Source organism: Cupriavidus sp. SK-3, assembly GCF_000611145.1.
In the GTDB taxonomy this organism is placed as follows: Bacteria; Pseudomonadota; Gammaproteobacteria; order Burkholderiales; family Burkholderiaceae; genus Cupriavidus.
Genome location: NZ_JFJV02000087.1, coordinates 1 through 5,482, shown reverse-complemented (window position 1 = coordinate 5,482; position 5,482 = coordinate 1). Strand labels below are relative to the sequence as shown.

The 5,482-nt window shown below is 62.7% G+C and carries 7 protein-coding genes; all 7 read right to left on the bottom strand.

The features are described from left to right. On the bottom strand, nucleotides 1-446 hold a 446-nt coding region (locus tag CF70_RS09130), incomplete at its 3' end, for an Hpt domain-containing protein (protein WP_035863300.1). A 59-nt stretch (nucleotides 447-505) separates the two neighbouring features. Continuing rightward, nucleotides 506-1,510, bottom strand: coding sequence for a flagellar motor protein MotB (gene motB / locus CF70_RS09125; protein ID WP_035863298.1), 1,005 nt, complete (start codon nucleotides 1,508-1,510; stop codon nucleotides 506-508). An 18-nt stretch (nucleotides 1,511-1,528) separates the two neighbouring features. Continuing rightward, nucleotides 1,529-2,392: a flagellar motor stator protein MotA gene (motA, locus tag CF70_RS09120; RefSeq protein ID WP_035863296.1), complete on the bottom strand. Its 864-nt coding sequence runs from the start codon at nucleotides 2,390-2,392 to the stop codon at nucleotides 1,529-1,531. A gap of 464 nt (nucleotides 2,393-2,856) precedes the next feature. Then, nucleotides 2,857-3,462: a flagellar transcriptional regulator FlhC gene (flhC, locus tag CF70_RS09115; protein WP_035863293.1), complete on the bottom strand. Its 606-nt coding sequence runs from the start codon at nucleotides 3,460-3,462 to the stop codon at nucleotides 2,857-2,859. Then, the gene (flhD, locus tag CF70_RS09110; RefSeq protein WP_006162633.1) at nucleotides 3,459-3,776 is read right to left on the bottom strand and encodes a flagellar transcriptional regulator FlhD; all 318 of its coding nucleotides are present in this window, start codon (nucleotides 3,774-3,776) and stop codon (nucleotides 3,459-3,461) included. The genes flhC and flhD overlap by 4 nt, the downstream gene beginning before the upstream one ends. A 411-nt stretch (nucleotides 3,777-4,187) precedes the next feature. Continuing rightward, a complete protein-coding gene (locus CF70_RS09105) occupies nucleotides 4,188-4,922 on the bottom strand; it encodes a DUF4088 family protein (protein ID WP_035863289.1) in 735 nt (244 codons plus the stop codon). 76 nt (nucleotides 4,923-4,998) lie between these two features. Then, the coding region (locus CF70_RS09100; protein ID WP_035863287.1) for a methyl-accepting chemotaxis protein at nucleotides 4,999-5,482 on the bottom strand (484 nt) is incomplete at its 5' end.

Genomic DNA, 5,482 nt, shown 5'->3' with positions numbered 1-5,482 from the left:
GCTGCCGCCGGCGCCGGCGCGGGAGCCGCTGCCGCGGGCGCGCCGCCCGCAGCCTCTAGCGCCAGTTGCTGAAGAACGGCGCAGATACGCGCCAGCGTTTCCGGATCGGGTTCCGTACCGTTACGGTAGGCGTTGAGCTGATCTTGCAACACGTCCTTGGTTTCCAGAAAAGTGTCGATGATGGTCCGGGACAACGCCAGTTCCCGCCGCCGCGTACGGTCGAGCAGGTTTTCCAGCAGGTGCGTGGTTTCGGTCAGGGCGGCGAAGCCGAAGGTAGCCGCGCCGCCCTTGATAGAGTGGGCTGCGCGAAAAATCGCATTCAGCTCTTCCGCATCGGGGGATTCGAGATCCAGCCCGAGCAGTAGCTGCTCCATTTCCACGAGGAGCTCTTCAGCCTCTTCGAAGAAGGTCTGGTAGAACTGTGTGATATCGATATCGACAGACATAACCGTCCTGGCTCACTGAAATTCGCTGCGAAGCCCGCTGCCTGCATGGCAAGCGGTCTTCATTGAACACTGCCCGGCTTGGCCGGGGCCGCGGCGGCGTTGCCCTGCGCAGCGGCCGCCGATGCGGCCGGTGCTGCGGGGGCGGAGGCGGCCGCCAGGCCTGCCTGCACTTCCTGGCCGGCTGCGCCGGCCTTTGCCGCCACCGAAACTTCGGCGGCGCTGGCATTCTCTGCCTCGATCCGGGACTGCGCGCGCTGGTTCAGCACCACGATGCTGATGCGGCGGTTGACCGGTGCCATCTCGTCCTTCTTGTCGAGCGGCATGGTCGCGGCCAGGCCGATCACGCGCAGCACCTTGCCCTCGTTCATGCCGCCGGCGATCAACTCGCGCCGCGAGGCATTGGCGCGGTCGGAGGACAGTTCCCAGTTGCTGTACGTGCGTTCGCCGTTGGAATAGTTGGCGGCGTCCGTATGGCCCGACAGGCTGACCTTGTTTGGCATCTCGTTGAGCACCGGGCCGATCTCGCGCAGGATGGTGCGCATATACGGCTCGACCGCGGCGCTGCCGGTGCGGAACATGGGCCGGTTCTGCGTGTCCAGGATCTGGATGCGCAGACCTTCGCTGGTGATGTCGAGCAGCAGTTGCGGGCGGAACTGGCGCAGCACCGGGTTATTCTCGATGATCTGCTCGAGCCGGTTCTTGAGCGCGCGCAAACGCTCGCTTTCCTGGCGCTCCTTGGCCTTCTGCACGGCATCGTCGGGGGTCTTCCTGACCTCCGCGTCCTGGCGGGTGATATCGAGGCCACCACCCGGGATCACGCTTGAGGACAGGCTGCTCTTGTTGCCGCCCGCAATCGCCACCTTCAGCGGCGTGCGAAAGTACTCCGCCAACTGCTGCAGATCCTTGGGGGTCTGTGCCTTCAGCAACCAAAGCACCAGGAACAGCGCCATCATCGCGGTCATGAAGTCCGCGTACGCGATCTTCCATGAACCGCCATGATGCGCGGCGGCACTTTTCTTGATGCGTTTGACGACTATGGGATGCGAACCGTGCTCACTGCTCATCGCTGCCGCTCCTCTACGTCAGGTGATGCTCTTGACTTCGCGGACGTGGTCGTCCAGCTCGAGGAAGGATGGACGCTCAGTCGAGTACAGCACCTTGCGGCCGAATTCCACGGCCACCAGCGGCGCATACCCGTTGAGCGAGGCGAGCAGCGTGACCTTGATGCACTCGTACATCTTCACGCTCTCGTCCACCTGGTGCTCGATACGCGCGGCCAGCGGCGAAACGAAACCATAGGCCAGCAAGATGCCGAGGAAGGTGCCGACCATGGCGTGCGCAATCAGCGCACCGAGTTCAGCCGGCGGCAGGTCCGCCGAGGCAAGCGCATGCACCACGCCCATCACGGCGGCGACGATGCCGAAGGCCGGCAGGCCGTCGCCGACGCGGTGCAGCGCGTGCGCCGGCACCTCGGCCTCGTGGCGAAAGGTCTCGATCTCGTGGTCCATCAGGGCCTCGATCTCGAAGGCATTCATGTTGCCGTTGACCATCATGCGCAGGTAGTCGGTCAGGAATTCCATCATTCCCGGATCGGCGAGGATGCGCGGATACTGGCTGAACACGCTGCTGGCCGCCGGATCCGCGATTTCCTTTTCCAGGAACAGAATGCCTTCGCGGCGGGCCTTGGACAGCAGGACGTAGAGCAGCGCCATCACTTCCATGTACAGCGCCTTGCTGTACTTGCTGCTGCGGAACAGCGTCGGCAGCGCATGCATGGTGGCCTTGATTGCCTTGCCGTTGTTGGAGCTGATAAACGCGCCGACTGCCGCGCCACCGATGATGACAAGCTCTGCCGGTTGATAAAGCGCGCCCATATGGCCGCCGGTCATGGCGTATCCGCCAAGCACCGCCGCCATTACGACAACAAAGCCAATTACAACTAGCACGATTGATTCCCCGTCAGAAAAACACGCGTCAGGCACGCACAAGGGTCGCCCTCCGGGAGAGGCGGATTTACCGCCCGCCCCGGCAAGACTCACCAACCACGCAAACCGCCCTCGGACCCGAGACCCAGTGACCCAGTGACCTGAAGGCCCAGTGATCTGGAGTCCTGAAGCCTTGCAGTCTTATGACTTAACGACGCAAGACGGCAAGACTTGAAGACTTATTGACCCGGCATCGATGATCTTCCAACGCGGGGACCGGCGATCCGGTAAATAAGCTTGGGTTTCCTCCCGAGTTCCCGCGAAGGCCTTGCCTGAGCGTTGGTACGCTTGGCAGGCTGCCACGGGATGCGCGTGGATGCCGGGTACTTCCGGCATTCGCGGCGCACGGCAACAGGATTCCCAACGGCAGCCCGGGCATGTGCCCGGACTATCCGCTTGGTAACGTCTCGTCCGAATCGATTCAGTCAGGCAACAATTTGCGCGGGAGCGACGTTCTTCGAGAGCTTCTTCGCCTTGCCGGCACGTGAGGGCGGTCGGCACAGGCTGCATACGAAATTCGCATGCGGCTCGTACGCGTGTGCAACGAACTGCCCGCCGCAGCACGTGCAGCTGGAAAGCTGCAGCATGTTGCTCTCGAAAAACCGTACTAACGTCCAGGCACGGGTGAAACTTAAGACAATTTCACTTTCGAGCAGCGATACGTGCTCAAGATAGAGCCGATAGCTCGCCACCACGGCGCGGATGCCAACCGTCTCGCCTTGCTGGACCATGAACTGATAGGCCGAGAAGAACAGCGAGGAATGGATGTTTGGCAACCAGGTGGTGAACCAGTCGGTCGAGAAGGGGAGCATGCCCTTGGGCGGCGAGGCGCCGCGCAGCTCCTTGTAGAGGCGGATCAATCGATCGCGCGAGAGCGTGGTCTCGGCTTCGAGCACCTGCAGGCGCGCCCCCAGGCCGATCAGCTCGATGGCGAGCTGGGTCTGGTTGGCGTCCTGCAAGACGCTCTTGCGATTGGGAACCGGAGTGGCCGTCGTACTCCGGACTGACGGGGCCTGAAGGAGCGCGGTCAATTGAGCGACTCCACGGGCTGCCGTGCGAGCAGGATCGCAGCATGGATCTGCTGCATATCGTGGCTCTTGGCTGTATGGGTGAGTGTCGACAGCAAGGCATGGTCGTCGAACCGGAAACGGCACAGGACCATGTTTGATGCTGCCAGCTTGACCAGCTGGGCCGGTGTCAACTTGGCGAGAATGTCGGCAATTTCCTTGCTGACGCCAAGCCTGAACATGGCTTCCAGATGATTTTCTCGCACCAGGCGTTGCGCGAGCAGCAGATAGGCGAGATTGACCTCCCTGATCTCCTGGAGAACTTCACTGCTTTCCAATTTTTCCCCGCTACCAAAAACCCTTCGACCGCTTGTCCGGCGCTTACCCGCAGCCGAAGGCTGAAGGCGACCAGATCGTTTGAGTGCGTGTTCGACGGGTACTGCGTACTACTAAGGAACTGCGCTTGGTCAGACTTATCTGAAACGTTACAAGTGTTACAGAGTGTAAGTGCGACTGTGAGAGTTATATCGGCAATTCAACCGGACTGCCAATCCCCTCTAACGTTGGGGTACAGCAATGTCGCACGAAACATACATGGGAGACAAAGTTTGTAACAAGTCACGCGCTTGTAATGTGATTTGCATCAAAACTGTTACGTGTATGTAACAGAATAAAGACTCTAAATCTGCCTCTTGGATCACCCCGGACAGAAGTGCACTAATCACATTCCACTATTGACGAAAGGGACGTCACTGCACTAGCACGCGGCGCAGCCATGCGGCGACCCTTGCGAGCAGGTCATTGGGCTCCTCGCTGAACAGGTGCGGACAGGTTTGCTCCACCTGCTCCATGACGCGCGCTGCCTCTTCGGCACTCACGGTGCCATAGTCCATGGCCAGCCCTACCACCGCTCGCAGCTCTCCCAGCCGCGAGCGGGCGGTGCCCGCGATGCGTTCAGTCTGCACCATGTACATGAGGTCGTAGACCCGGCGCCGCAGGCTTTCCGCCACTCGCCACGCCGGCGTCTGCATCTGCTCTTCGAGCGCACGGATGTCCACCGCCGAGGTGGCCAGCTGCGACGCCAGGAGCTCGATGAAGGCCAGGTCGGCCCCCGCGTCCTCCAGGATCTGCCGGGACCAGTCACGGGCATGCGCAAGGCGTTCCTGCGGCGTCCATTCGTAGCGCGTCGCCAGGCCGTAGCCAAAGCGCTGCGCGTCGCGCATCAGGGTCGCCATGGCATTGGGCAGCTGTTTGTTGAACACGCGCTTGGCCCATGCGTACTCCCCGCCCGACAGCAGCCGCGTAACGGCGCGCTCGGTCAGCGGGCCGTCATGCTGAAGCAGGCGCGCGCGCAGGAAATCGTCAAAGCTTGGCGGGCTGAATTCGCTGTCCAGCCCGGTGGAGAGCTTGACGAAATGTTCGAACTCGGAGCGCAGCTTGGCCGCGGCTTCCTCGGGAAGCGCCAGGATGATGTCGGTAGTCATGATGTGCGGTGCTGAGTGACGCTAACGGCGAGCCACCGCCGGCCCGGGGCCGGCGGCATAACCCTTGCGCTTGACGTCAGAAGGCGCTCCAGTCACCGTTGTCGGACGTGGCAAGCGCGGCGGGGCGGGCAGTGCGGGCCAGGACGGGCGTGCTCGCTTCACGGCCGCCCTCACGTCCCCCCTTGTCCACCAACGCCGGCTCGGCGGCCTCGGTGTCTTCCTGGCGGACGACATGCGTGGACGGTTCGGTCCGTGCCGGCCTGGCCGCGGCGATCACCTTGGGACGCGCTGCTTCGATGCGCGAGCCGGCAAAGGCATCCGCCTGCGCCAGACGGAAGCTGGCCACCGAGGTTTGCAGGCGCGTGGCCTGGTCTTCCAGCGAACCGGCGGCGGCGGCGGCCTGCTCCACCAGCGCCGCGTTCTGCTGCGTCACCTCGTCCATCTGGGCCACGGCCTTGTTCACCTGCTCGATGCCCGAACTTTGCTCGGCCGATGCGGCACTGATCTCGCCCATGATGTCCGTCACGCGCTTGACCGCCTGCACGATCTCGCCCATGGTC